At 73.2% G+C, this 24,394-nt stretch carries 21 protein-coding genes; 18 read left to right on the top strand and 3 right to left on the bottom strand.

The window, feature by feature from the left end:
* Window positions 1-513 precede the first annotated feature (513 nt).
* Window positions 514-1,089 carry a TerD family protein gene (locus tag MQV74_RS07540; RefSeq protein ID WP_138958390.1) on the bottom strand — a complete coding sequence of 192 codons (576 nt, stop codon included), beginning with the start codon at window positions 1,087-1,089 and terminating at the stop codon, window positions 514-516.
* A 258-nt stretch (window positions 1,090-1,347) separates the two neighbouring features.
* Here MQV74_RS07540 and MQV74_RS07535 point away from each other — a divergent pair, with 258 nt between their 5' ends.
* Both MQV74_RS07535 and MQV74_RS07530 read left to right on the top strand, forming a co-directional pair.
* Window positions 1,348-1,755, top strand: coding sequence for a BlaI/MecI/CopY family transcriptional regulator (locus MQV74_RS07535; protein WP_242715255.1), 408 nt, complete (start codon window positions 1,348-1,350; stop codon window positions 1,753-1,755).
* Between the two features lie 8 nt (window positions 1,756-1,763).
* A complete protein-coding gene (locus MQV74_RS07530) occupies window positions 1,764-2,717 on the top strand; it encodes a M56 family metallopeptidase (protein WP_242715254.1) in 954 nt (317 codons plus the stop codon).
* 37 nt (window positions 2,718-2,754) lie between these two features.
* On the opposite strand, the gene MQV74_RS07525 is transcribed toward MQV74_RS07530, so the two are convergent.
* Window positions 2,755-3,210 (bottom strand): tellurite resistance TerB family protein, encoded by a 456-nt coding sequence (locus MQV74_RS07525; protein WP_242715253.1) that lies wholly within the window; start codon window positions 3,208-3,210, stop codon window positions 2,755-2,757.
* 234 nt (window positions 3,211-3,444) lie between these two features.
* Between MQV74_RS07525 and MQV74_RS07520 the strand changes: the two genes are divergently transcribed.
* Entirely contained in the window at window positions 3,445-4,173 is a 729-nt protein-coding gene (locus MQV74_RS07520; protein ID WP_242715252.1) for a transcriptional regulator, read from the top strand.
* Between the two features lie 21 nt (window positions 4,174-4,194).
* On the opposite strand, the gene MQV74_RS07515 is transcribed toward MQV74_RS07520, so the two are convergent.
* Window positions 4,195-4,854 (bottom strand): 4'-phosphopantetheinyl transferase family protein, encoded by a 660-nt coding sequence (locus tag MQV74_RS07515; protein ID WP_278194543.1) that lies wholly within the window; start codon window positions 4,852-4,854, stop codon window positions 4,195-4,197.
* 188 nt (window positions 4,855-5,042) lie between these two features.
* Here MQV74_RS07515 and fabG point away from each other — a divergent pair, with 188 nt between their 5' ends.
* The 15 genes from fabG to MQV74_RS07440 all read left to right on the top strand — a co-directional run bounded on the left by fabG (window position 5,043) and on the right by MQV74_RS07440 (window position 24,351).
* A complete protein-coding gene (gene fabG / locus MQV74_RS07510; protein WP_374120592.1) occupies window positions 5,043-5,831 on the top strand; it encodes a 3-oxoacyl-ACP reductase FabG in 789 nt (262 codons plus the stop codon).
* The gene (locus MQV74_RS07505) at window positions 5,828-6,622 is read left to right on the top strand and encodes a thioesterase II family protein (RefSeq protein WP_242715250.1); all 795 of its coding nucleotides are present in this window, start codon (window positions 5,828-5,830) and stop codon (window positions 6,620-6,622) included. The genes fabG and MQV74_RS07505 overlap by 4 nt, the downstream gene beginning before the upstream one ends.
* Window positions 6,619-7,554 carry a TauD/TfdA family dioxygenase gene (locus MQV74_RS07500; RefSeq protein ID WP_242715249.1) on the top strand — a complete coding sequence of 312 codons (936 nt, stop codon included), beginning with the start codon at window positions 6,619-6,621 and terminating at the stop codon, window positions 7,552-7,554. Before MQV74_RS07505 ends, MQV74_RS07500 begins: the two co-directional genes overlap by 4 nt.
* Window positions 7,555-7,592: 38 nt before the next feature.
* Entirely contained in the window at window positions 7,593-8,567 is a 975-nt protein-coding gene (locus MQV74_RS07495; RefSeq protein WP_242715248.1) for a TauD/TfdA family dioxygenase, read from the top strand.
* Window positions 8,568-8,610: 43 nt separating this feature from the next.
* Complete coding sequence (locus MQV74_RS07490; RefSeq protein WP_138958383.1) at window positions 8,611-9,591, top strand: beta-ketoacyl-ACP synthase III; 981 nt, start codon at window positions 8,611-8,613, stop codon at window positions 9,589-9,591.
* Window positions 9,592-9,669: 78 nt separating this feature from the next.
* Entirely contained in the window at window positions 9,670-9,915 is a 246-nt protein-coding gene (locus MQV74_RS07485; protein WP_138958382.1) for an acyl carrier protein, read from the top strand.
* A 3-nt stretch (window positions 9,916-9,918) separates the two neighbouring features.
* Window positions 9,919-11,301 (top strand): condensation domain-containing protein, encoded by a 1,383-nt coding sequence (locus MQV74_RS07480; protein WP_242715247.1) that lies wholly within the window; start codon window positions 9,919-9,921, stop codon window positions 11,299-11,301.
* Window positions 11,298-12,317, top strand: coding sequence for a 2,3-diaminopropionate biosynthesis protein SbnA (gene sbnA, locus MQV74_RS07475; protein ID WP_242715246.1), 1,020 nt, complete (start codon window positions 11,298-11,300; stop codon window positions 12,315-12,317). The genes MQV74_RS07480 and sbnA overlap by 4 nt, the downstream gene beginning before the upstream one ends.
* Entirely contained in the window at window positions 12,311-13,339 is a 1,029-nt protein-coding gene (gene sbnB, locus MQV74_RS07470) for a 2,3-diaminopropionate biosynthesis protein SbnB (RefSeq protein WP_242715245.1), read from the top strand. The genes sbnA and sbnB overlap by 7 nt, the downstream gene beginning before the upstream one ends.
* Window positions 13,340-13,373: 34 nt before the next feature.
* Window positions 13,374-18,296, top strand: coding sequence for a non-ribosomal peptide synthetase (locus MQV74_RS07465; RefSeq protein WP_242715244.1), 4,923 nt, complete (start codon window positions 13,374-13,376; stop codon window positions 18,294-18,296).
* Window positions 18,297-18,314: 18 nt separating this feature from the next.
* On the top strand, window positions 18,315-19,301 hold the full coding sequence (locus MQV74_RS07460) for an ornithine carbamoyltransferase (protein ID WP_242715243.1): 987 nt from the start codon (window positions 18,315-18,317) through the stop codon (window positions 19,299-19,301).
* Window positions 19,298-20,665: an MFS transporter gene (locus MQV74_RS07455; protein WP_242715242.1), complete on the top strand. Its 1,368-nt coding sequence runs from the start codon at window positions 19,298-19,300 to the stop codon at window positions 20,663-20,665. Before MQV74_RS07460 ends, MQV74_RS07455 begins: the two co-directional genes overlap by 4 nt.
* Entirely contained in the window at window positions 20,658-21,425 is a 768-nt protein-coding gene (locus MQV74_RS07450) for an ABC transporter ATP-binding protein (protein WP_242715241.1), read from the top strand. Before MQV74_RS07455 ends, MQV74_RS07450 begins: the two co-directional genes overlap by 8 nt.
* A complete protein-coding gene (locus MQV74_RS07445; RefSeq protein WP_242715240.1) occupies window positions 21,426-23,915 on the top strand; it encodes an ABC transporter permease in 2,490 nt (829 codons plus the stop codon).
* A gap of 220 nt (window positions 23,916-24,135) precedes the next feature.
* A complete protein-coding gene (locus MQV74_RS07440) occupies window positions 24,136-24,351 on the top strand; it encodes an MbtH family protein (protein ID WP_144001990.1) in 216 nt (71 codons plus the stop codon).
* The last annotated feature ends 43 nt before the right edge of the window (window positions 24,352-24,394 follow it).

Below are 24,394 nucleotides of genomic sequence, written 5' to 3'. Positions count from 1 at the left end.
GTCCCCAGACCGGAAATCGCTCATCCTGCCGATTGTGTGCAGTGTTTCACTGCCTGGCAAGGGGCATTTCGCGACAGCTCATCTGGGGATTGGCAGAAGAGGTCCAAAGTAGGAAATAGCGCAAAAGAGAGGGAGCCGCCGGGCCTTGCCGACAAGCATCCGGCCCGGGGGCTCCCGCAGAGCGCTCCCTCAATAGATCGGGAAGGCAGCACCCTGAGATGGATTCTAGTCACTCAACTGGCCAACTGGTGCGAAAACACTGGGACAGCTGGGGCCGGGTGGTGGCGGGTCACGCTGTGCGTGGCGCCAGTTCGGCGGCTGGGGGTGTCATTATCTCCTTCATAGTCTGGTGGTTGAGGAGCAGGTAGCCGCACCTTCGGACATCAGTCCATTGCGGCGCGGCAGTTGACGCCGGGCCGGAGAACGCCGCATGCCGGGGAGCGCAGACGTGCTCCCCGGCATGCGGCGCCGGTGAAAAGGGCGCGCCCGTCCTCGGACACGGCCGCCGAAGGCTCAGACGTTGACGCCGAAGTCCGAGGCGATGCCGCGCAGGCCGGAGGCGTAGCCCTGGCCGACGGCGCGGAACTTCCATTCGGTGCCGTGGCGGTAGAGCTCGCCGAAGACCATGGCGGTTTCGGTGGAGGCGTCCTCGGAGAGGTCGTAGCGGGCGATCTCCTGGTTGTCGGCCTGGTTGACGACGCGGATGAAGGCGTTGCGGACCTGGCCGAAGCTCTGGCCGCGGTTCTCGGCGTCGTGGATGGAGACCGGGAAGACGATCTTGGTGATGTCGGCCGGGACGGTGGCCAGGTTGACCTTGACGGCCTCGTCGTCGCCCTCGCCCTCGCCGGTGAGGTTGTCACCGGTGTGCTCGACCGAGCCGTCGGGGCTCGTGAGGTTGTTGTAGAAGACGAAGTGCTGGTCGGAGACGACCTTGCCCGAGGCGTCGCAGAGCAGCGCGCTGGCGTCCAGGTCGTAGTCCGTGCCGGTCGTGGTCCGCACGTCCCAGCCGAGGCCGACCAGTACGGCGGTGAGGCCGGGTGCCTCCTTGCTCAGCGAGACGTTGCCGCCCTTGGCGAGGGAAACTCCCACGGTGTCCTCCTGTGGTCCTCTGCGGAGATGGTCCTTGCTGGATAACCGGCCCCGTCCGTGAACCGGACCGGGAATTAGAATCTACATGACTGTAGAAGTTGCTGCGGCGGCCGCATCGGCGCCCAGGAGGCCTCCTGCCCACTGTGGCCGTTACGATGTGGCGCTCCCCGGTGACGTGCCCGACGCGCGTGAGGTGCGCGGAGCGCTGACGGCGGGCCGAGCGCGCGCCGTCGTCACGACGGCAGGCGAGGACACGGCATGGAGCGGCAGGACGGCGACGGGCGGGAGCACCGCCCGCGCAGGCGGGGCCAGGGCGAGCTGGAGGCCCAGGTGCTCGCGGCGCTGCACGAGGCACCGGGCCCGGTCGGCGCGGTCTGGGTGCAGGAACGTGTCGGCGGCGACCTCGCGTACACCACGGTGATGACGATCCTCACCCGGCTCCTCGCCAAGGGCGTCGTGAGCCGGGAGCGCGCGGGCCGCTCCTTCCACTGGCGCTCCACCGCCGACGAGGCGGGCCTCGCCGCGCTGCGCATGCGCAAGGTGCTCGACAGCGAGCGCGACCGCGGCGCCGTGCTCGCCAGCTTCGTGACCACCCTGTCCGCCGCCGACGAACGCCTGCTGCGCGAGCTGCTCGGCGACACGGGCGGCGCGGCGGCGGAGGGCTGACCGTACGCATGGGACTCTTCGTCTACCTGCCGCTCGTGCTGCCGCTCACCGCCTGGCCGGTCGCCCGGCTCGCCGCACAGCACCTGCACCCGCGCACCGCGACCCGGCTGCTCGCCGGGCTCGCCGCCGTGATGGCCCTGTGCAGCACCCTGTGCCTGGCCCTGCTCATGGTCGTCGGCACCGCCCAGCTGCCCGGCAATCCGCTGCCCGACGCCTGGTCCGACCCCGAGGTCCGCGCCGCCCTGCCGTACGACGAGGTCGCGGGCGCGGCCGCGATCCCGGCGCTGCTCGCCGTGTGCGCGGCGGTGGGCCGCACGGTGTGGCGGCACCTCGCGGTGCGCCGCCGGGCCGCGCGGGCCCTCGCGGGCCTTCCGGGCACTTCGGTCGCGGTCCTCGGTGGCACCGCCGACGGCGCGGCCTACGCGTACGCCCTGCCCGGACCGCCCGGCCGCTCCGGATCCGGCCGTGTCGTCGTCACGCGCGCCCTCCTCGACCGGCTCGGTCCCGCCGAGCGACGGGCCCTGTTCGCGCACGAGCGGGCCCATCTCGCCGCGCGTCACCACCGGTTCCTGTTGGTGACGCAGCTGGCCGCGCGGGCCAACCCGTTCCTGGTGCCGCTGCGCACGGCCACCGCCTACACCGTCGAGCGGTGGGCCGACGAGGAAGCGGCCCGGGCGGTGCGGGACCGGCGCGTGGTCGCGCGGGCCATCGGCAAGGCCGCCCTGATGGCGGGCCGCGCCCCCGCGCCGGGCCTCGCGGGTCTCGCCGCGGCGGGTCCGGTGCCGCGCCGGGTCGCCGCGCTGCTCGCGCCCGCTCCGGCGGCGCGCACCCGCCCCTCGCTGTTCACGGGGGTGGGGCTCGCCCTGTGGTGCGCGGCGGGCGGCACCGTCGTCTCCGCGATGTCGTCGGCGAACGCGGCGGTCACGATGGTGCTCGTGCTGCGGGCGGCGACGCCCCTGTGAGGTGCGCCGCCGCCCGCGGTGCCCCGGGGGGCGTCCGTCAGAGGTCGAACTCGTGCGGCGGCAGGTCGAGGGCGTAGCACGCCTCGCGCACGACGGCCTGCTCGTCCTTGTCGAAGTCGCCGTCGGCGCCGCCGATGACGATGCCGATCTGCACCACGGCACGGGCCTCGGCGGGCTTCTTCTTGGCCTTGGCGACCTCCTGCAACACGCTGACCTTGCCGAAGTCGAAGTCGGTCGTGAGCTTGTTCACGTACGCGTCGAAGCGGCGGCGCAGGTCGTCCGCCGGGAAGTTCTGGAGCACGTCGTTCGATGCGATGAGCTGGGCCACGCGCTGGCGCTCGGCCTGGTCGACGGTGCCGTCGGCGGCCGCGACCAGGGCGCACATCGCCATGCTCGCGTCGCGGAAGGAGCCGCTCTTGAGGTCGTTCTTCTTCGCGAGCAGCTGGGCCTGCATCGTCGAGGCGGATTCCTTGAAGCGGTCCCACAGGGCCATGGAAAGTCTCCATCGGGTTGGTGCTCGTGAGCGGGCGTCGGACGGCGCCGACGCGCCACGCTCGTTTCTACAACGATGTAGAAACTAGCACCCGGGCGGGAAAGTTCCGCAAGGACGGGGGAGGACGTACACGAGGGATGTACGCGATGGCGTGCGCAAGGGGCGTACGCGGACCTGTTCGGCGGACGCGCGCACGCGTACGCAGTGGACGTACACCACGGAAGGGGTGACCCGATGACGTCGACGAACCCGGGGCCGAGTGAGCCACCCGGCGGGCAGCCGCAGTTCACGGCGCGGGACCTGCTGGCCCGCGCGGCGGCGGAACTCCTGCCCGCGCCGGACGCCAACCCGTTCGTGCCGCTCGTCGCCGACGGCACGGCGGAGCGGGGCGCGGTGGCCGCGCTCGCCCTGGAGCAGTGCCAGGTCATCCCGGCCGACCGCCGTTCCTTCCGGCACCTGGCGGACCGCTCGGCACGGGCGGGACTGTCCGCGGGCGCCGCGTTCTTCTCCACCCTCGCCGAGGGCGAGGGCCTCGCGGCCGACCGGCTCGGCCCGCTGCTCGCCGCCTGCCGGGTGAGCGCGGAGCAGGCGCGCGCGTACGTACCGAGGGCGGGCTGCCAGGCCTACCCCGCGTACGTGGCGTGGCTGGCCCTCAACGGCGAACCGGCCGACGTGGTGCTCGCCCTGACCGCCAACTTCGCGGCGTGGGGCGGCTACTGCGCGACGCTCGCGACCGCGCTGCGCACGCGCTACGGCTTCTCCGACGAGGCCTGCGCGTTCTTCGACTTCTTCGCCGCACCGGCACCCGACCTCGACCGCGAGGCCCTGGCCGCCCTTGAGGAAGGGGTGGCCCGGGGCGCCGTCACCCCCGGGACGGCACTGCGGCAGGGGCGGCTGCTCCAGGAGTACGAGGGGATGTTCTGGGCGAGCCTCGCCGGGCGGGCGGGCGACGCACGGCCGTGAACCCGCCGCCCGGCGCGCGGCTCACTCCGGGCGCAGCACGACGGCCGTCGCGATGACCCCGTCCCGCATGGTCCACAGGCCGTCGAGCCCGGTCAGCTCGGAGCCCGCGACCAGCGGGCCCTCGATCAGGATCTTGGCGGAGAAGGTGCCGTCGGCGCGGATGGTCAGGTGCGCGTCCTCGAAGCCGAGCCAGCGCCGGGCCAGCGGGAACCACGTCTTGTAGACGGACTCCTTGGCGCTGAACAGGAGCCGGTCCCAGGGCACGGACGGCTGCTCGGCGGCCAGCGCGGCGAGCGCGGCACGCTCCGCCTCGTCGCTGACCAGGTCGAGCACGCCCGGGTCCGAGAGCCGCTCGGCGGGCTCCGCGTCGATGCCGAGCGAGGTCACGGCGGCGGCTTCGGCCACGACCGCCGCGCGGTAGCCCGCGCAGTGCGTCATGGTGCCGACCACGCCGTCCGGCCACACGGGCTCGCCCTTCTCGCCGCGCGGAATGGGCCCGGGCGGCACGCCGATGCGGGCGAGGGCGGTACGGGCGCAGTGCCGTGCGGTGGTGAACTCCCGCCGCCGCTTGTCCACGGCCTTCGCCACGTGCACGGCCTCTTCGGGGTACAGGACCGCGTCGGCCGGGTCCTCGCGCGTCTCGCAGACGGCGACGGGCAGTCCGGCCAGGAGCGCGCTCAATATGCGGGTTCCGCCGGAGGCCTCGGCCGCCGCGTTCGAAGGTGAGTTCACGGCGGATCACTCTACCGGGGGGCCCGCGCCCCCGACAGGGCCGCACGACCCGTCCGTGCCGGGCTGGTCACCGTATAGGTCACATATAGCGACCGAACCGACGCTCGACTCATTCGAACGATTGAGGGGGGCTTCACGTGGAGTCGGACCAGGGGGCCGGGCGTCAGGCCGGGCAGCAGGGCAAGGGCCAGGAACCACGCGTCGCGCTGGTGACCGGGGGCTCCCGGGGCATCGGCCGCGCGGTCGCGACCCGGCTCGCGCGGGACGGCTTCGACGTCGCGCTGTGCTACCGCTCGGACCAGGCGGCCGCCGACGTCGTGGCCAAGGAGGTCGAGGCCGCGGGCCGCCGCGCCCTGACCCGGCAGGCCGACGTCGCCGACGGGGCGGCGGTGCGCGGGCTCGTCGCCGAGGCCGAGGGCGAACTGGGGCCGCTGCACGCCGTGGTGGCCTCCGCGGGCATCACCCGGGACCGGCCGCTCGGCCTCATGACCGACGACGAGTGGGACGGCGTCGTCCGCACCAACCTCGACGGCACCTACCACCTGTTGCGGTCCGTGGTGCGGCCCCTGATGGGGCGACGCGGCGGATCCATCGTCACGCTCTCGTCGGTGTCGGGCGTCGCGGGCAACTCGGGCCAGGCCAACTACGCCGCCTCCAAGGCCGGGATCATCGGCCTGACCCTGTCGCTCGCCAAGGAGGCGGGCCGCTACGGAGTGCGCGCCAACGTGGTGGCTCCCGGCTTCATCGACACCGACATGGTCGCGGGCCTCCCGGACAAGGCGGTGCAGGGCGCGCTCACCGCCATCCCGCTGCGCCGCTTCGGCCGCGCGGAGGAAGTCGCCTCGCTCGTCTCGTACTTGGTGTCCGACGAGGCGTCGTACGTCACCGGGCAGGTGCTGCGCATCGACGGAGGCATGGCCCTGTGACCGCCCCCGACGCTCCGGGCCCGTGGTTCCACCGCGCACCCGGGCCGCCGCGGACGCCGCGCCTGCGCCTGGTCTGCTTCCCGCACGCGGGCGGCACCGCACGGCTCTTCGACGGCTGGCGGCACCGCCTGCCCAGCACCGTCGAGGTCGTCGCCGTGCGCTACCCGGGACGGCAGGAGCGGCTCGACGAGCCGTGCGTGGAGTCCATGACCGAACTCGCCGACCGGATCACCGGCGCCCTCGCCGGGTACGACGACGTGCCGCTCGCCCTGTTCGGGCACAGCATGGGCGCGAGCGTCGCCTACGAGGTCGCGCGGCGCCTCGAAGCGGGCGCGGGCCCCGCCCCCGTCCACCTCATGGTGTCGGCGCGGGCCGCCCCGGGGCACGGCGGGCGCACCACGCTGCACCGCGCGGCCGACGAGGTCCTGCTCGCCGCCGTGCGCCGCCTCGGCACGCTCGGCGGCGTCGACCCGTTCGCCGAGCCCGAGCTGCGCGAGCTGCTGCTTCCCGTGCTGCGCAGCGACTACCGGCTCGTCGAGACGTACGCGCCCGCCGCCGAGGCCGCCCCGCTGCACGCGCCCATCACCGCCTACCTGGGCGACCGCGACCCGGGGTGCTCGGGCGACCGGGTGCGCGCCTGGGAGGGGTTCACCACCGGTGACTTCGCGCTCCGGGCGTTCTCAGGAGACCACTTCTACCTCGCCCCGAGGGAGGCGGAGCTGACCTCGGACATCGCCGAGCGGCTCGCGCCCGCCCCGGTGGCAACCGCGAGAGGAACCACAGCGACATGACGCGATCCCAGACCTGGGCCCCGCACGAGGTGCGGGCGGCCGCCGGCGGCGGCGCCGACGAGCTGGTCACCCGCATCGACGCGCTCGACGGCGGCCTGGACGCCGCCCTCGTGCGCGAACGGGCCCTGGTGTTCCGGGGGTTCGAGGTCGGCACGGACGGACTCGACCGGGTCCTCGACCGGCTGCTGCCGCACCGCCTGGCCTACGTGCACGGCAACTCGCCGCGCACCAAGGTCGGCGGCAACGTCTACACGTCCACCGAGTACCCGCCCGAGTTCACCATCTCCATGCACAACGAGATGAGCTACGCGCACGTGTGGCCCGCCCGGCTCGCCTTCTACTGCGCGATCCGGCCCGGCGGCGGCGGCGCCACCCCCGTCCTGGACGCCGCCCGGTGGCTGGCGGCCCTCGACCCGGAGGTGCGCGAGGCCTTCGCGGGCGGCGTGCGCTACATCCAGAACCTGCACGACGGCTACGGCCTCGGCAAGAGCTGGCAGGACACCTTCGAGACCGCCGAGCGCGGCGCCGTCGAGGACTTCCTGAAGGGCTCGGGCGCCGACTGGGAGTGGCGGCGCGACGGCTCCCTGCGCGTGGAGTCCGTGCGGCCCGCCACCACCCGGCACCCGGTCACCGGCGCCGAGGTGTGGTTCAACCAGGCCGACCAGTGGCACCCGGCGGGCCTCGGCGACGAGACGGCGGCCGAGCTCGCCGCGATCCTGCCCGAGGACCAGCTGCCCCAGATGGTCACCTTCGCCGACGGCGGCCGCATCCCGGGCGAGTACGTCACCCAGATCCGTGACCGCGGTCTCGAAGCCGCCGTCGACGTCGACTGGTACCGGGGCGACCTGCTGCTCATCGACAACGTCCTGCTGGCGCACGGCCGCCGCCCGTTCACCGGCGACCGGCGCGTCCTCGTCGCCATGTCGGACTGACGGTGCCGGGCCGCGGAGAGCGAGAGAGCGAGACAGTCATGAGCCACCAGGTCGAAGAGGTGCCCGCGGGCTGGGCCGGCGCCGGCACCCTGCCCGGGCTGCACCGGCCCGAGGTCCCGGGAACCCGGATACAGGACTACATCCACAGCCGTCGGACCGCGCTGCGCGCCCAGCTCACCGAGCGCGGCGCCCTGCTCCTGCGCGGCTTCGACGTCGCGGGCGTCGACGGCTTCGACGGGACGGTGCGCGCCTTCTCCGGCACGCCGCCGCTGGCCTACGCCGAGCGGTCCTCGCCCCGCAGCACCATCAAGGGCCAGGTGTACACCTCGACCGACTACCCGCCGGACGAGGAGATCTTCCTGCACAACGAGAACTCCTACCAGGCGGTGTGGCCCCGCACCCTGTACTTCTACTGCGTCGAGCCGCCCACCACGCAGGGCGCGACCCCGCTGGCCGACACCCGGCAGGTGCTGCGCTCCCTCGACCCGGAGGTCCGCGAGGAGTTCCAGCGGCGCGGCTGGCAGGTCGTGCGCAACTTCCACCCGGGCTTCGGCGTGCCCTGGCAGGAGGCCTTCAACACCACCGACAGGGCGGCCGTCACGGCGTACTGCGCGGAGCGCGACATCACCGCCGAGTGGCGCCCCGGCGGCGGCCTGCGCACCACCGCGGTGCGGCACGCCGTGCACCGCCACCCCGTCACCGGCGAGCAGGTGTGGTTCAACCACGCCACGTTCTTCAACCTCACCACCCTCGCCAAGGACGTGAGCGCGGGGCTGCGCGCCATCTTCGACGACCCGGACCTGCCGACCCACACCTACTACGGCGACGGGGGCGCGATCCCCGACGCCGTCACCGACCAGCTGCGCGCCGCCTACCGGGCCGCGACGGTCCGCTTCGACTGGCAGCGCGACGACGTGCTGATCGTCGACAACATGCTCACCGCGCACGCGCGTGAGCCCTTCACCGGCCCCCGGCGCATCGCCGTCGCCATGGCCGAGCATTCGGACTCCTGAGCGCCCCGAGCGCCGAGGACATTTCAGAGAAGTCGAGGAAGACATGCCCCTGGCAGACCTGTTGCAAGACGAGCGCACCTACGGCTCGCGCATCACGGGCATCGCCGCCTACCGGCCCGCCCGGCAGCTCACCAACGAGGACCTGGCGCCGCTGACGACGGTGTCCCCCGAATGGATCGAGCAGCGCACGGGCATCAAGACCCGCCACCACGCGGGCGAGGGCGAGGGCCTGGTCGCCATGTCCGTCGCGGCCGGGGAGAAGGCGCTCGTCCACGCCGACGTCGACCCCGCCGAGGTGGACCTCACCATCGTCGCGACCGCCACCCGCAAGCGCCGCATGCCCGGCATCGCCCCGGAGGTGGCCAGCCGCATCGGCCTGCCCAACTCCGGCGCGTACGACCTGAACGCGGTCTGCGCGGGCTTCACCTACTCCCTCGCGATGGCGTCCAACGCGGTGCGGCTCGGCGAGGCCCGGACCGTTCTGGTGGTCGGCGCCGAGCGCACCAGCGACTGGATCGACCCCCAGGACCCGGACACCTTCGTCATCTTCGGCGACGGGGCCGGTGCCGCCGTCGTCTCCCGCTCCACCGAGGTGGGCGTCGGGCCCGCCGTGTGGGGCAGCGACGGCGCCCGGCACAAGGTGCTCGGCATCACGGAGAAGGCCGACGGCCGCGAGTACGTCCAGATGAACGGGCCGCTGGTCTACAAGTGGTCGACCGCCACCATGCCGGACGTCGCCCACCGCGCCTGCGCGGCCGCGGGCATCACCATCGACGACGTCGACTGGTTCGTGCCCCACCAGGCGAACAACCGCATCATCAGGACCCTCACCCACGAACTGGGGCTGCCGCCGGAGCGCGTCGTCAACGACGTCGTCGTCACCGGCAACACCTCGGCCGCGTCCGTACCGCTGGCCCTCAGCAGCCTCTACGACAGCGGTCGCAGCACACCCGGCGACATCGTGCTGCTGCTCGGCTTCGGCGCCGGACTCACCTACGCGGGCCAGATCGTGCGCATGCCGTAGCGCTCCGCCGGCCCCTTGGGGGCCCGCCACCCTGACCCATCCATCCACGTCCCCAACCGCACACAGAAAGAGGTCACCATGGCCAGAGACGCCCTCACCGCCGACGTCGTCCGCCTCGTTCAGGACACCGCCTTCGACCTGGACGGCGAGGTCACCGCCGAGTCCAGCTTCGAAGAGCTCGGCATGGACTCGCTCACCCGCGTCGACCTGCTCGCCGCCGTAGAGAAGACGTACCAGCTCTCGGTGCCCGACGACACCGTGGCGACGCTGCTGCGCGTGCGCGACGTCGTCGACTTCCTCGTCGAGGCCAAGGCAGGAGTCTGACGCATGGACCGCACCGACCCCTTGGCGGGGACGCTGCCCCTGTCGGTGGGGCAGGAGGGGCTGTGGCTGCTGCACACGCTGCACCCCGAGTCCACCACCTACAACCTCGCGGGCGGCGGGCGGATCACGCCCGCCCCCGACCTGGCGGCCCTCGACCGGGCCTGGCGGGCCCTGCTCACCCGGCACCCGATGCTGCGCTCGCGCTACACCGAGGTCGCGGGCCGGCCCCGGCGCGTCGTCGACGCCCCGGAGGAGGCCGCGCAGATCGCGGTCGTCGAGGTGCCGGACGCCACCGAGGAAGAGCTGCGCCGCCGCGTCAACGCCGAGGTGCGCGCGCCCTTCCGGCTCCGGGACGAGGGGGCGGTGCGGGCCACGCTGCTGCTGCGCCGCACGGACGCGCTGCTGGTCGTCGTCACGCACCACATCGCGACCGACGCCATCTCGCAGTGGCTGCTGTGGCGCGACCTGTTCGCCGCCTACGAGGCGGAGATCGCCGGGCGCGCCCCCGACTGGCAGCCCGTCACCCACGACTACGACGAGTTCGTGGGCCGGGAGCGCACCCTCCTCGACTCGCCGCGCGGCACCGGGCAGGGAGAGTTCTGGCACGCCGAGTGCGAGGGCTCCACCCCTGCCGAGCTGCCCACCGACCGGCCGCGCCCCGCGGTGTCCTCGCACACCGGGGCCAGCCTGGTGCGCAGGCTGCCCGATGCGCTCGCGCAGGCGGTGTCCAAGGCCGCCGCCGAGCGCCACGTGTCGCCGTTCGCCCTGCTGGTGGGCGCCTTCCAGGCCATGCTGCACCGCTGCACGGGACAGAGCGACTTCCTCATCGCCTGCCCGGCCTCCACCCGGCGCGCGGCGGCGGCCGACATCATCGGCTACTTCGTCAACCCGGTCCTGATCCGTGCCCGGTTCGACCGCGAGACCACCCTGCGCGACGCCGTGGACGCGGCGGCGGACCGCGTCCGGCAGGCCACCGCGCGCGTCTCCTACCCGTTCCCGCTGGTCGCCCAGGGCGCCTCCGGGCCGCTGTTCCGCATCTCCGTCACCATGGTCGCCACCGACCGGTTCGGACACGGCATGGACGGCCTGGTCGCGGGCGAGAAGGTGACCCTCGCCGGACACGAGCTCGCCTACGTGGAGATCCCGCACCTGGAGGGCCAGTGCGACCTGGCCCTGGAGATCACCCGGGACGCGCACGGCCTCACCGTGGCCCTGCGCTACGACACCGACCTGTTCGAAGAGGCCACCGCCCAGCGGCTGTTCGACCAGTTCCAGCGGTGCGTCACGGCCGCCGTCGAGGCGCCCGACACCCGGGTCGCCCGGGTGCCGCTCACCGACGCCACCGAGCGGGACCTGCTGCTCGCGCTGAGCGGCGGGCAGGCGTGAGCGCCCGCACCGCGGTCCACGACAGCATCCTCGACGCCGTCGGCGGCACCCCGCTGGTGGAGCTCGGCGGGCTGCTGCCGAGCTTCGGCTCCCGCGTCTTCGCCAAGCTGGAGTCCGCCAACCCCGGCGGCAGCGTCAAGGACCGCTCGGCGCTCTCCATGCTCCTGGGCAAGATCCGGGCCGGGGAGCTGCTGCCCGGCCGGTCCACCGTCGTGGAGTCCAGCTCCGGCAACCTCGCGATCGGCATCGCGCAGATCTGCCGCTACTACGGCATCGACTTCGTCTGCGTCGTCGACCCGCGCACCACCCGGCAGAACCTGGCGATCCTGCGCGCCTACGAGGTCACCGTCGACATGGTCACCGAGCCCGACCCGGAGACCGGCGCCTATCTGCCGAGCCGGCTCGCGCGGGTGCGCGAGCTGGTGGCGACGACACCTGGCGCGTACTGGCCCAACCAGTACCGCAACCCGCTCAACCCGCGCGCCCACGTGCGCACCATGCGGGAGATCGACGAGGCGCTCGACGGCAGGGTCGACTACCTCTTCTGCTCCACCGGCACCGGCGGCACCCTGCGCGGCTGCGCCCAGTACATCCGCGACCGCGGGCTCTCCACGACGGTCGTGGGCGTCGACGCGCTCGGCAGCGTGCTGTTCGGCGGGCCGCCCGGGCCGCGCCTGCTGCCGGGCCACGGCGCCGCCGTGCGCCCCGAGCTCTTCGACCCCAGCGCCGCCGACGAGGTGGTCCTCGTCTCCGACCTGGAGTGCGTCGTGGGCTGCCGGGCCCTGACGCTGCGCGAGGCGATCCTCGCGGGCGGCTCGTCCGGCGCCGTCACCGCGGCGCTCGGCAAACTCGCGGACCGCATCCCCCCGGGCAGCACCTGCGTGCTGGTCTTCCCGGACCGCGGCGACCGCTACCTCGACACGATCTACGACGACGACTGGGTGCGGCGCCACTTCGGCGACATCGAGCACCTGTGGAAGGAACAGGGACACACCATGGCGGTCGCAGCATGCTGATCCTGGGAAACGGCGCGGTGGAGGGGCTGCTCGCCGGGCGCGAGCGAGAGCTCATCGACCTGGTCGCCGCCGCCTACACCGCGCACGACGAAGGCCGTACCAGCCTTCCGCACTCCGTGTTCCTGCGCTTCCCCGACCGGCCGAAGGACCGCATCATCGGGCTGCCCGGCTACCTCGGTGCGAGCGCGCCCACGGACGGCGACGAAGGCCACGAAGCCGTCGCGGGCATGAAGTGGATCGCCTCCTTCCCCGACAACGTCGCCTCCGGCCTCCAGCGGGCCAGCGCCGCGATCCTGCTCAACTCCCTGAAGAACGGCCACCCCGAGGCCCTGATCGAGGCCTCGGTGATCTCCGCCCGGCGCACCGCGGCCTCCGCCGCGCTCGGCGCCCGGCTGCTCCTCGGCGAGCGCAGGCCCACCGGCGTCACCCTCATCGGGTGCGGCGTCATCAACCGCGAGGTCCTGCGCTTCCTCGCCGCCGACCGGCCCGAACTGACGGACCTCACCCTGTACGACAGCGACCCCGAGCGGGCCCGCTGCTTCGCCCGGGACAACGCGCGGCTGCTGCCCGACGTCAAGGTCCGCCGCCGCGACCGGCTCGAGGACGCCCTCGCCGACCACGACCTGGTGTCGTTCGCCACGACCGCGGCGACCCCGCACACCGGCCTGGCCGCCTGCCGGCCGTCGGCCGCCGTGCTGCACGTGTCGCTGCGGGACCTGACCGTGCCCGCGATCCTCGGCGCGCACAACGTCGTCGACGACGTCGACCACGTCTGCCGCGAGCGCACCTCCATCCACCTGGCCGAACAGGAAACCGGCGGGCGGGACTTCATCGAGGCCAGCGTCGGCGAACTGCTGCGCGGGCGGGCCACCCTGAGCCCCGCCCCGGGCAGGCCCCTGGTCTTCTCGCCGTTCGGCCTCGGCGTCCTGGACCTGGCCCTGGCCCGCTTCGTCCACGACAAGGCGCGCCGCTGCGGCATCGGCACCGTCGTCAGCGACTTCCTGCCGGCGCCTGCCCTCTGACACCGCGGCTCGACACTCTTACGGAGACACAGACATGACCGTCCCGCTCCATCAGCTCATCGCCGCCCAGGCCGCGTCGACGCCGCGGGCCGTCGCGGTCGAGGACGACCTCGGCTCCCTCACCTACGAACAGCTCGACCGGCGGGCGGGCGACGTCGCGCGGCTGCTCGTGGCGCGCGGCGTCGCACCCGAGTCGCGCGTCGCCGTGTGTCTGCCCCGCGGGCGCGACCTGCTCGCGGCGCTGCTCGGCGTGTGGCGGGCCGGCGCGGCGTACGTGCCCCTCGACGCGGGGCACCCGGCGGAGCGGAACACCTGGGTGACCCGGGACAGCGGGGCGGCCCTCGCCCTGACCACGCGGGCCTCGGCCGGGCTCTTCGAAGCCGCCCTGGCCGGGCGCGTCGCCGCCCTGGACGAGGAGGGCGCCTTCGACGGGCTCCCCGAGGAGGACGTGGCGGTCGAGGTCTCCGGCGACCACGCCGCGTACCTCACCTACACCTCCGGGTCCACCGGCCGCCCCAAGGGCGTCGTCGTCCAGCACGGCGGCATCGCCAACCGCGTGGCCTGGTCGCTCTCCCACCAGGGGCTCTCCGCGCGGGACCGGGTGCTCCAGAAGACCGTGATCACCTTCGACGCGGCGGCCTGGGAGCTGTTCGCGCCGCTCGCCGCGGGCGGCACCGTCGTGATGGCCCCCGCGGGCGCCGAGTCCGACCCGGCGCTCCTCGCCCGCACCGTCGCCGAGCAGCGCGTCACCGTCCTGCAAGGCGTGCCCTCGGTCCTGCGGATGGCCGTCCAGGAGCCCGCGTGGGCCGACTGCGGCGCGCTGCGCCTGGTCGCCTCCGCGGGCGAGCCGCTCGACGCAGCGCTGTGCCGCCGCCTCGCCGAGCCCTCCGGCGCGCAGGTGTGGAACACGTACGGGCCCACCGAGTGCTCCATCGACGTCAGCGGCCAGCTCTTCGACCCGGAGCGGCACACCGACGCCGTGCCGATCGGCCGCCCCCTCGACGGCATGCGGGCCTACGTCCTGGACGAGGAGTTCGCTCCGGTGCCGATCGGCGTCGTCGGCGAGCTGTACGCGGCGGGCGTGGGCGTCGCCCGCGGCTACGCGGGCAACCCCGCGGGGACCGCCGAACGGTTCGTGCCCGACCCGCACGGCCCGGCCGGCAGCCGCATGTACCGCACGGGCGACCTCGCCCGCTGGCGCTCCGACGGCGCCCTCGACTTCCTCGGCCGCGCCGACCACCAGGTGAAGGTCAACGGCGTACGCATCGAACCCGCCGAGGTCGAGGCCGCGCTGACCGCCCACGAGGACGTGCGCGGCGCCGTCGTCGCGGCCCGCGAGACCCCCGGCGGGAAGCGGCTCGTCGCCTATCTCACCACCGGCCGCCGGGTGCCGCGCGACGAGCTGCGCCGCTCCCTGCGGGGCCGGCTGCCCGAGGCGATGATCCCCTCGATGTTCGTCACCCTCGACTCCTTCCCGCTCACCACGAGCGGCAAGGTCGACCGCGCGGCCCTGCCGGACCCGGTCGACGACCCGGGCGCCCAGGGCACCCACACCGCGCCGCGCACGCCCGCCGAGAAGCTCGTCGCCCAGGTGTGGGAGGAGCTGCTCCAGATCGAACGGGTCGGCGCCCACGACGACTTCTTCGCCCTCGGCGGCTCCTCGCTCGTCCTGACCCGCCTCGCCGACGCGCTGCGCACCGCGTCGGGCGGCGACGTGCAGCTGCGCGGCCTGTTCGGCGCCTCCACCGTCGAGGCGCAGGCGCGCCTCCTCGAAGAGGCGCGGCCCGCCGTGCCGCCGGTGACGCCCGTCCCGCGCACGGAGCCGCTGCCCCTGTCGTTCGGCCAGCACCGCCTGTGGTTCCTCGACCGCATGCACCCGGGCAGCCCCGAGTGGGTGGCGCCCATGTTCCTGCGGCTGCCCGCGGGCACGACCACGGCGGCCGTGCAGGGGGCCCTGGACACGCTGGAGTCCCGGCACGAGTCGCTGCGCACCCGCTACGTCCTGCGCGGCGAGGAGCCCCGGCAGGCCGTCGTGCCCGCCGCCCCCGTGGAACTGCGGGTCGAGCACGCCGGTGAGGACGAGCTGGAGAGGCTGTTCGGGGAGCAGTTCGGCCGCGGCTTCGATCTGGGCGAAGGGCCCCTGTGGCGGGCCCTTCTCGTCCACGTGCCGAAGGGCGGCCCCGTGCTGCTCGTCACCACCCACCACATCGCCACCGACGGCTGGTCGACGGTCCTCCTGGAGCGCGAGCTGCGGGAGCTGTGCGCCGCCCGCGCCGAGGGCCGCGCCCCGGACCTCGCCGAGCCGTCCGTCCAGTACGCCGACTACGCGACCTGGCAGTCCGAACGCGCCGACGACCCGGCCCTCGACCGCGAACTGGAGTACTGGAAGGAGCAGTTGGCGGACCTCACGGAGCTCCAGCTGCCCACGGACCGGCCCCGGCCCGCCCGGCGCGACGCCCACGGCGCGGGGGTCCGCTTCACCATCCCCGCCGGGCTCGCCGACACGCTCACCGGCGTCGGCCGCCGCCACGGCGCCACCCCGTACGTCACCTTCCTCGCGGCCTTCGCCGGGCTCCTGGCCCGCTACTCCGGCCAGGACGACATCGGCGTCGGCAGCCCGGTCACGGGCCGCACCCGCCCCGAGACGCAGGACACGGTCGGCTTCTTCCTCAACTCCCTCGTCCTGCGCTGCGACACCAGCGGCGACCCCGCGTTCACCGAGCTCCTTGAGCGCGTGCGCACCACGACGCTCGCCGGATTCGCCCACCAGGAGCTGCCGTTCGAGCGCCTCGTGGACGAGCTCCAGCCGGTGCGCGACCTCTCCCGCACCCCGCTCTACCAGGTCGCCTTCGACCTCCAGGACGAGGGCGCCACCGCCGTCGCCACCGACGACGTCCTGATGGACGCCTTCCAGGGCGCCTGGCGGGTCGCCAAGACGGACCTGACGCTGTTCATGTGGCGCCAGGCGGACGGCTCCCTCGTCGGCGCCTTCGAGTACGCCACGGCCCTCTTCGACCAGCCGACCGCGGCCCGCATGGCCGAGCACTACGTCCGCCTCCTGGAAGGCGTGGCCTCCCACCCCGAGCTGCCCCTGTCCGCCCTCGACATCTCCTCCGTCCAGGAACGTCGCCTGCTGCGGGCGTGGGGTGGTGCGGAGTCGGTGGCGGTGGCGTCCGGGGTGTCGGTGCCGGAGTTGGTGGTACGACAGGTGGCCCGGGTTCCGGATGCCGTGGCTGTCGAGTGCGGTGAACAGCGTTTGTCGTATGGGGAGTTGGATGCGGCGGCGAATCGTTTGGCGCATCGGCTGCGTGTGGATGGTGTGGGTGTGGGTTCGTCGGTGGCGGTGTTGCTGGATCGTTCGGTTGAGTTGATGGTGGCGTTGTTGGGCGTGTGGCGTGCGGGTGCGGGTTACGTACCGATGGATCCGGTACTCCCCTCCGAGCGGATCGCGGCGATGGTGGCGGACGGCGAGGTGTCGGCCGCTGTGACCTCGGCCGAGTACGTCGAGAGGTTCACGGATATACCGGTGGTGCTGACGGCCGAGGATCTGTCGGCTTATCCGGTGCGGGCGCCGGAGGTCGTGGTCGATCCGGATTCTGTGGCGTACACGGTGTTCACGTCGGGTTCGACGGGTCGGCCCAAGGGTGTGGAGGTGACGCATCGGGGTCTGGCGAATCATGTGGAGTGGGCGGGGCGGGAGTTGGCGTCTGCTGGTTCGGGTGGTGCGCCGGTGTTCTCGTCGGTGGCCTTTGATCTGGTGGTGCCGAATGTGTGGGCGCCGTTGGTGGCTGGTCAGCGGGTGTGGCTGTATGGGGGTGAGTTGACGGAGCTGGGTGATGCGTTGGTGGCGGCGGGTCCGTTCGCGTTCATCAAACTGACGCCCGGTCACCTCGAAGTGCTGGACCAGCAGTTGTCGGACGAGGGTGTGCAGGAGCTGACGCGCAAGGTCGTGGTCGCCGGTGAGGCGCTGCCGGGGCAGTTGGTGGAGCGGTGGAGGCAGTTGCTCGGTGACGGGCAGGTCATCAACGAGTACGGTCCGACCGAGGCGACCGTGGGGACGTGTGTGTTCCCGCTGGAGGAGGAGTTCACCGGGGTCGTGCCCATCGGACGGCCACTTCCCAACATGGTGATGCGGGTGCTTGATGGTGGGATGCGTCCGGTTCCGGTCGGGGTCGTGGGGGAGCTGTTCGTCGGTGGCACGGGTGTCGCGCGCGGTTACGCGGGTCGCCCGGGGCTGACCGCCGAGCGGTTCCTGCCCGACCCGTACGGGGGCTCGGGTGAGCGTCTGTACCGGACCGGTGACCTGGTCCGGTGGCGGGCCGACGGGGCGGTCGAGTTCGTCGGCCGCATCGACGACCAGGTCAAGGTGCGGGGCTATCGCATCGAGCTGGGCGAGATCCGCGCCGCCCTCGTGGCGCAGCCGTCGGTGTCCGACGCCGCCGTCGTCGTCTCCGACGAGCAGCAGCTGATCGCGTACGTCGTCGGCGACAGCGACGGGCTCGCCGAGGCGCTGGGCGAGGCACTGCCGCAGTACATGGTGCCTTCGCTCTTCGTGGAGCTGGACGCGATCCCGCTCACGGCCAACGGCAAGGCCGACCGCAGGGCCCTGCCCGACCCCGGCGCGACGGTCACCGACACCTATGTCGCCCCGCGCTCCGAGGTCGAGGCGCGCATCGCCGAGGTGTGGAGCCAGATCCTCCTCGTGGACAAGATCGGCGCCGACGACAACTTCTTCGAGCGCGGCGGCCACTCGATCCTCGCGGTCCGGCTGATCTCGCGGCTCCAGGACGAGTTCGACCTCGACCTGCCCGTCCGGGTCGCCTTCGAGCGGCCCACCGTCGCCGGGCTCGCCCAGGAGATCGAGGACCGCGTGCGCGCCGAGATCGAGGCGATCCTCGCTCCCACCGCCGACGACGACGGCGAAGCCCGCACCGGCACGCCCACCGACCAGGCCTGAGACAGGGGGACAACCACCATGCAGCAGCACGCTCGACAACACCTCAACGGGGCCCGGACGGAGGTCACGGGAGCACCGGACGGCGCCACCCGCCACCTGATCTCCGTGTGCGACCTCAGCGACGACGAGCTGCGCGCCCTGGTCGCCCGCGGCGCCGAGTTCGCGGCGGGCGTCCGCGAGGAGACCCTGGCCGGGGCGATCGTCGGGATCTACTTCCGGCGCACCTCCACGCGCACCCGCACCGCCTTCACCACCGGGGCCCTGCGTCTCGGCGCCAGGACCGTGACCTTCGGGCCGGGCGACCTCCAGCTCAACACGGGGGAGACGAGCGAGGACACCGGGCGCGTCCTCGCGGGCATGCTCGACCTGCTCGTGGCCCGGACGTCGGACGCCACCGAGGAGCTGCGGACCTGGGCCGCGGCCGGGCCGATGTCCGTCGTGAACGCGATGAGCGCCGAGGAGCACCCGACGCAGGCGCTGACCGACCTGACCACGCTGCACCGCCACTTCGGGCACGTCGACGGCCTGCGCGTGCTGTACGTCGGCGAGGGCAACAACAGCGCGGCCGCCCTCGCGCTCGCCCTGAGCCGGTTCCCCGACACCACCCTCGACCTGCGGACGCCGCCCGGCTACGGCCTGCCCGCGGACGTCATCGCCACCGCGGTCGCGCAGGCCGACATGCACGGCGCGACCGTGCGCGAGCGGCACGACATGGCGGACCTGCCCGAGGGTGTGGACGCGATCTACACCACGCGCTGGCAGACCACGGGCACGACGAAGCCGACCGCCGACTGGCGCGAGGTCTTCGCCCCCTTCCAGGTCACCCGCGACCTGTGGCGGTCGAGCCCCGACGCGGTCTTCCTGCACGACCTGCCCGCGCACCGTGGTGAGGAGGTCACGGCCGACGTCCTGGACGGGCCCGCCAGCATCGCCTTCACCCAGGCCACCCACAAACTGCACAGCGCGATGGCCGTCCTGGAGTGGTGCCGGGCCGGGGCGCGATGAGGAAGGCAGCCGACGGCGGCACGAAACCGCGTCGCCGGCACGCCCTCCCGGGCCTGAACTCCTACCGCGACTTCCGGCTCCTGTGGACCGGCTCGGCCCTGTCGGTGATGGCGGAGCGCTGCTCCGGCATGGCCTTCACGCTGCTGATCCTGTGGCACACCGGGTCCAAGAGCGCGGCGGGCCTCGTCGGCTTCGCCGCGCTCCTGCCCGCGCTGCTCGTCCAGCTGCCCGCCGGGGTCCTCGTGGACCGCTGGAACCGCCGCGGCGTGATGCTCGTGTGCGTGGTGGGACGGATGGTGGCGGTCGCGACCGTCGCCGTCGCCCTGGCGGGCGACCGCCTCTACGTGTGGCACATCGCCGCCGTCGCCTTCGTGCAGGGCGCGCTGACCGTCTTCTACCAGCTGGCCGAGCGGGCCACCGTGCGCGGCGTGGTGCCAGCCCGGCAGCTGTCGGCGGCCATGGCCACCAACGAGGCGCGCTCCCGCGCGGTCAACTTCGTCGGACACCCGGCGAGCGGCATGCTGTTCGGCATCTCCGCGTGGATGCCGTTCATGTCCAGCGTCGGGATGTACCTGCTGTCCCTGATCACCCTGGTGCGGCTGCGGGCCAAGGACGACACGAAGGCCAAGGGAGGCAAGGGCAAGGGCGGCAAGGGCGGGAAGAAGCGGCCCATGACGGCGGAGATCCGCGCCGGGCTCGACTGGGTATGGAAACGCGCCTATTTCCGCACCGCGCTGCTCATCATGGCGGGCAGCAACCTGATCTTCCAGGCCCTGATCCTCAGCGTGGCCGTGGTGGTGCGGGACTCCGGCAGACCCGCCGGCACCGTCGGCCTGATCATGGCCGCGGGCAGCGTCGGAGGCCTCCTCGGCGCCATCACGGGCGGCGCCCTGAGCAAGCGCCTCCCGATGCGGCACACCATGATCGTGTCCCATGTGGCCTGGGCACTCGTCCTGCCCGGAACGGTGGTTTTCCACCATCCGGCGGCACTTGGGTCTCTCTTTTTCATAACATCGCATATAGGAGCCGCTGTTACCGTCGCAGGCATGTCCCACCAGGTGCGCATCACCCCGAACAACATGCAGGGGCGGGTCGGCAGCGTCGTCATGCTGCTCGTGTCCGGCGCGAGTTCACTGGGCGCGCTCGGCACCGGCTTCCTCCTGGACGCGTACGGCACCCGTCAGGTCCTGATCGGCGCATCCGTGGTGATGGCGGTCCTCGCCGCCGTCGCGACCCTCGTGTTCACGCGCCGAGGTGCGGCACTGGAGGACGAGAACAACATAGCGCCGCCCCCCGAGAGGGAGAGCGAGCCAGTGGTCGTCTCCTCGCGTACGACCCTGACCTTACGGAGAATCGATGGATGAGGCAGTGCGGCTGGAGTCGCTGACCAAGACATACAGCTCGGGAGCCAGCCCCGTGACCGCGCTGCGAGAGGTCACCATGGCCTTCCCCCGGGGCAGCTTCACGGCGATCATGGGCCCCTCCGGCTCCGGCAAGTCCACACTGCTGCAGTGCGCCGCGGGCCTGGACCGGCCCACGTCGGGCCGGGTGAGCGTCGACGGCACCGATCTGAGCACCCTGAACGAGACCCAGCTGACCGAGCTGCGCCGGGAGCGGACGGGCTTCATCTTCCAGTCCTTCAACCTGCTGCCCTCGCTCACGGCCGCGCAGAACGTGTCCCTTCCGCTGCGCCTCGCCGGGCGCAAGCCGAAGCGCGAGGCGATAGCCCGGTCGCTGGCCCTCGTAGGCCTCGGCGACAAGGCGGGCAGCCGCCCCAGCCAGCTCTCCGGCGGCCAGCAGCAGCGCGTCGCCATCGCCCGCGCCCTGGTCAGCCGCCCCGCCGTGCTCTTCGCCGACGAGCCCACGGGCGCCCTCGACCTGCACACGGGGCGGGAGCTCCTCGACACCCTGCGCAAGCTCGCGGGCCCGCCCACCGGCGACGGCTACGCGGCCACCGAGCTCGCCGACCGGCCCACCACCATCGTGATGGTCACGCACGACCCGAACGTCGCCGCGTACGCCGACCGCGTCGTCTTCCTCGCCGACGGCCTCCTCGCCGGCGGCCTGGAGCGGCCCACGGCGGAGGCGGTCGCGGCCCGGATGACCAGCCTGGCGGTGTCGTAAGTGCTCTTCATCGCCTATCAGACCCTGCGGTCGCGCTGGGTGTCGTTCCTCGGCACCCTCGTGGCGCTCGTCCTCGGCGTCGCCCAAGTCGCCGCCATGGGCGCCCTGTTGATGACGGTGCTCGACCTGCCCGACCGCCCCGTCGAACGGTTCGCGAAGGCCCAGGCCGTCGTCAAGCCCGACGACGGGGACTGGAACGCCTCCCAGCACGACCTCGGCGTCCGCTCCCTGCCCGAGTCGAAGGGCGTCGAGCCCGCGCTGCGGCAGAAGGTCGCCGACACCGGCGGGGTCGTCGTCGACCGCGCCTTCTACGCCCAGCTCGACGGCGGCCCCAAGGACCAGGTGGGCCACCCCTGGCCGGTCGCGCGCTTCGGCGGCTACCGCCTCACCGACGGGCGCCCGCCCACCGGCAAGGACCAGGTCGTCGTCCCCTCCGACCAGGCCCGCACCGGCGAGCGGATCACCGTCATGACCGCCGCGGGCGTCTCCCGCTACACCGTCTCCGGCACCGTCTCGCCCGTTGACTGGGAGGACGCCGTCTTCTTCAGCGACGCCGAGGCCGCCCGGATCGCGCCGCGCATCGAGGCCCTCGTGCCGCTCGGCCCGCTCGACGCGGTCCGCGCGGCCGTCGGCGACGACGCCGAGGTGCTCACCGGGCAGGACCGGCACAAGGCCGACGCCAGTGAGGACCGCGACCGCGAGACGCTCGACAACACCGTCACCCTGGTGCCGGTCATGGCGAGCGTCGCGGGCACCACCGCCGTGTTCGTCGTCGCCTCCACGTTCGCCTTCGCCGTCGTCCAGCGCCGCCGCGAAGTCGCCCTGCTGCGGGCCGTCGGCGCCACCCCCAAGCAGGTGCGGCGCATGGTGCGCGGCGAGGCCCTGCTCGTCGGCACACTGGCGTCCGCGGCCGGCGCGGCGCTCGGCCTGTACGGCGCGCAGCTCCTCGCCGACGTCCTGATCGCCATGGACATCGCCCCGGACTGGTTCGAGGTGAAGCCGTCCCTGCACTGGACGATCGTCGCCCCGCTCGCCGGAGCGTTCCTGGTCGGCACCACGGTGGCCTGGTGCGGAGCCGTCGCCGCCGCCCGCAGGGCGGGCACGGTCCGCCCCGTCGAGGCGCTGCGCGAAGCCGCCGTGGACGACACCGGGATGACGCCCGCGCGCCGGCTGCTCGGCGCGGCCGGCGTCGCCGCGGGAGTGGGCCTCGCCGGGTGGATCGCCTTCGGCAAGCCGCAGAGCGTCCTGTCGCCCAACACCTATGTCACCGAGCTGCTCGTGCCCGTCCTGGCGGCGGCCGTCCTCGCCCCGCTCGCGGTCGGACCGCTCACCCGGTTCTTCATGTGGCCCTTCCGCAACTCCGCCGGGCCCACGGCCATGCTCGTGCGCGAGAGCGCGCTCACCGCCCGCCGCCGCACGGCCGCCACCGCCGCGCCGATCCTGCTCACCGTAGGCCTCGCCCTGTCGCTGCTCGCGGCCACCGACTCGCTCGGCGCCGCCCGCGACCACGGCCTGCGCAACTCCGTCACCTCCGAGTACGCGCTCGCGCCCGACGACACGCCGGGCATCAGCCCCGACGTCATCGACCAGGTCAAGCGCATCGACGGCGTACAGATCACCGCGCCGCTCCTGACGACCGTGTACACCCGCGACGAGGACCGCTTCGACGTGAACGACGGCCTGGTCGTCGACACGGCCGCGCTGAAGCACACCATGGACCTCGACGTCACCGACGGCTCCCTGGACGAGCTCGACGACAACAGCATGGCCGTCGCCGACCTGTGGGGCTGGGACGTGGGCACCCGCGTGAAGATCTTCCTGGGCGACGGCGAACAGGTCACGCTGAAGGTCGCCGCCGTCTACAAGGCGCTGCGCGGCTCGGACGTCGCCTATCTGCCCGAGCGGTTCGCCGCCTCCGCCGCGTACTCCCGTGACGGCCTGGCGCGGCGCGCCTACATCTCCCTGAAGCCGGGCACCGACCGGGCCGCCGCCACCGCGGCCATCGAGAAGGCCGTGCGGGGCAACGGCGCGACGTTCATGACGCGCGACGAACTCGTCGCCACCGAGAGCGCGTACGCGCGCCACCTCATCGAGGTGCGGCAGCGCTCCACCGCGCTGATCGTCGTCCTGTTCTGCTTCATCGCCATCCTCAACACCCTGCTCATGGCCACCGCCGACCGGCGCCGCGACCTCGCCGTGCTCCGCCTCGCCGGGGCCACGCCGAAACAGGTCGTGCGGTTCTTCGTCGCCGAGTCGCTGCTCGTCACCGCGATCGGCGTGGCCCTCGCCGTCATCGCCTCCGCGGTCAACCTCATCGGCCTGTGGGGCGCGCTCCACGAACTGTTCGGCGCGGCACCGATCGTGGTGCCGTGGGCCGTGGTCGGCACGGTCACCGCCGTCTCCGCGGTCCTCGCCGTCGTCGGCACCGTGCTGCCCGTCGGTGCCGCCCTGCGCTCGCGCATCGTCCAGCTGGTGGGCGCCCGCGAATAGGCGGTGCGCGCCCGCCCCGAAGATCACGCGGCCCGGTCCCCAACGCCCCGGCGGGACCGGGCCGCGTGCTGTCCGCGCGCGCCCGAGCGGCGCGCGTTTGCCGTGTTGCCTGCGTAGAGGCCGCATATAGGTGCCCGCCGGAAGCTGAGGACGTAACGATCCCCGGGGCTTGCCCCGGCTTTCCCCCGGGCTCGCCCCGGCATTCGAAAGGGACGCCGACATGGCTGACGACCTCAACGACGACCGCCTCTACCGCGTCGTCCGCAACGACGAGGAGCAGTACTCGATCTGGGCCGCCGACCGCGAGCCGCCCGCCGGCTGGCACACCGAGGGCACCGAGGGCACCCGCCAGGAGTGCCTGGACCGGATCGACACCGTCTGGACCGACATGCGCCCGGCGAGCCTGCGCCGCCGCATGGAGCAGGCGGGCACCTGACATCCGCGCCCCGGCCGGGGCGCCACACCCAGCAGGTTCGCGG

The sequence above is a fragment of the Streptomyces sp. AN091965 genome (assembly GCF_022698285.1).
GTDB lineage: Bacteria > Actinomycetota > Actinomycetes > Streptomycetales > Streptomycetaceae > Streptomyces.
The sequence above is the reverse complement of the archived record's forward strand: the minus strand, read 5'-3'. Positions and strand labels throughout refer to the sequence as shown.

Coding starts and splice junctions, on each gene's coding strand:
- MQV74_RS07535 (WP_242715255.1), top strand. CDS start 1,348: ATGGAGCGGCAGGACGGCGACGGGCGGGAGCACCGCCCGCGCAGGCGG.
- MQV74_RS07530 (WP_242715254.1), top strand. CDS start 1,764: ATGGGACTCTTCGTCTACCTGCCGCTCGTGCTGCCGCTCACCGCCTGG.
- MQV74_RS07525 (WP_242715253.1), bottom strand. CDS start 3,210: ATGGCCCTGTGGGACCGCTTCAAGGAATCCGCCTCGACGATGCAGGCC.
- MQV74_RS07520 (WP_242715252.1), top strand. CDS start 3,445: ATGACGTCGACGAACCCGGGGCCGAGTGAGCCACCCGGCGGGCAGCCG.
- MQV74_RS07500 (WP_242715249.1), top strand. CDS start 6,619: ATGACGCGATCCCAGACCTGGGCCCCGCACGAGGTGCGGGCGGCCGCC.
- MQV74_RS07495 (WP_242715248.1), top strand. CDS start 7,593: ATGAGCCACCAGGTCGAAGAGGTGCCCGCGGGCTGGGCCGGCGCCGGC.
- MQV74_RS07490 (WP_138958383.1), top strand. CDS start 8,611: ATGCCCCTGGCAGACCTGTTGCAAGACGAGCGCACCTACGGCTCGCGC.
- MQV74_RS07485 (WP_138958382.1), top strand. CDS start 9,670: ATGGCCAGAGACGCCCTCACCGCCGACGTCGTCCGCCTCGTTCAGGAC.
- MQV74_RS07480 (WP_242715247.1), top strand. CDS start 9,919: ATGGACCGCACCGACCCCTTGGCGGGGACGCTGCCCCTGTCGGTGGGG.
- sbnB (WP_242715245.1), top strand. CDS start 12,311: ATGCTGATCCTGGGAAACGGCGCGGTGGAGGGGCTGCTCGCCGGGCGC.
- MQV74_RS07465 (WP_242715244.1), top strand. CDS start 13,374: ATGACCGTCCCGCTCCATCAGCTCATCGCCGCCCAGGCCGCGTCGACG.
- MQV74_RS07460 (WP_242715243.1), top strand. CDS start 18,315: ATGCAGCAGCACGCTCGACAACACCTCAACGGGGCCCGGACGGAGGTC.
- MQV74_RS07455 (WP_242715242.1), top strand. CDS start 19,298: ATGAGGAAGGCAGCCGACGGCGGCACGAAACCGCGTCGCCGGCACGCC.
- MQV74_RS07450 (WP_242715241.1), top strand. CDS start 20,658: ATGGATGAGGCAGTGCGGCTGGAGTCGCTGACCAAGACATACAGCTCG.
- MQV74_RS07440 (WP_144001990.1), top strand. CDS start 24,136: ATGGCTGACGACCTCAACGACGACCGCCTCTACCGCGTCGTCCGCAAC.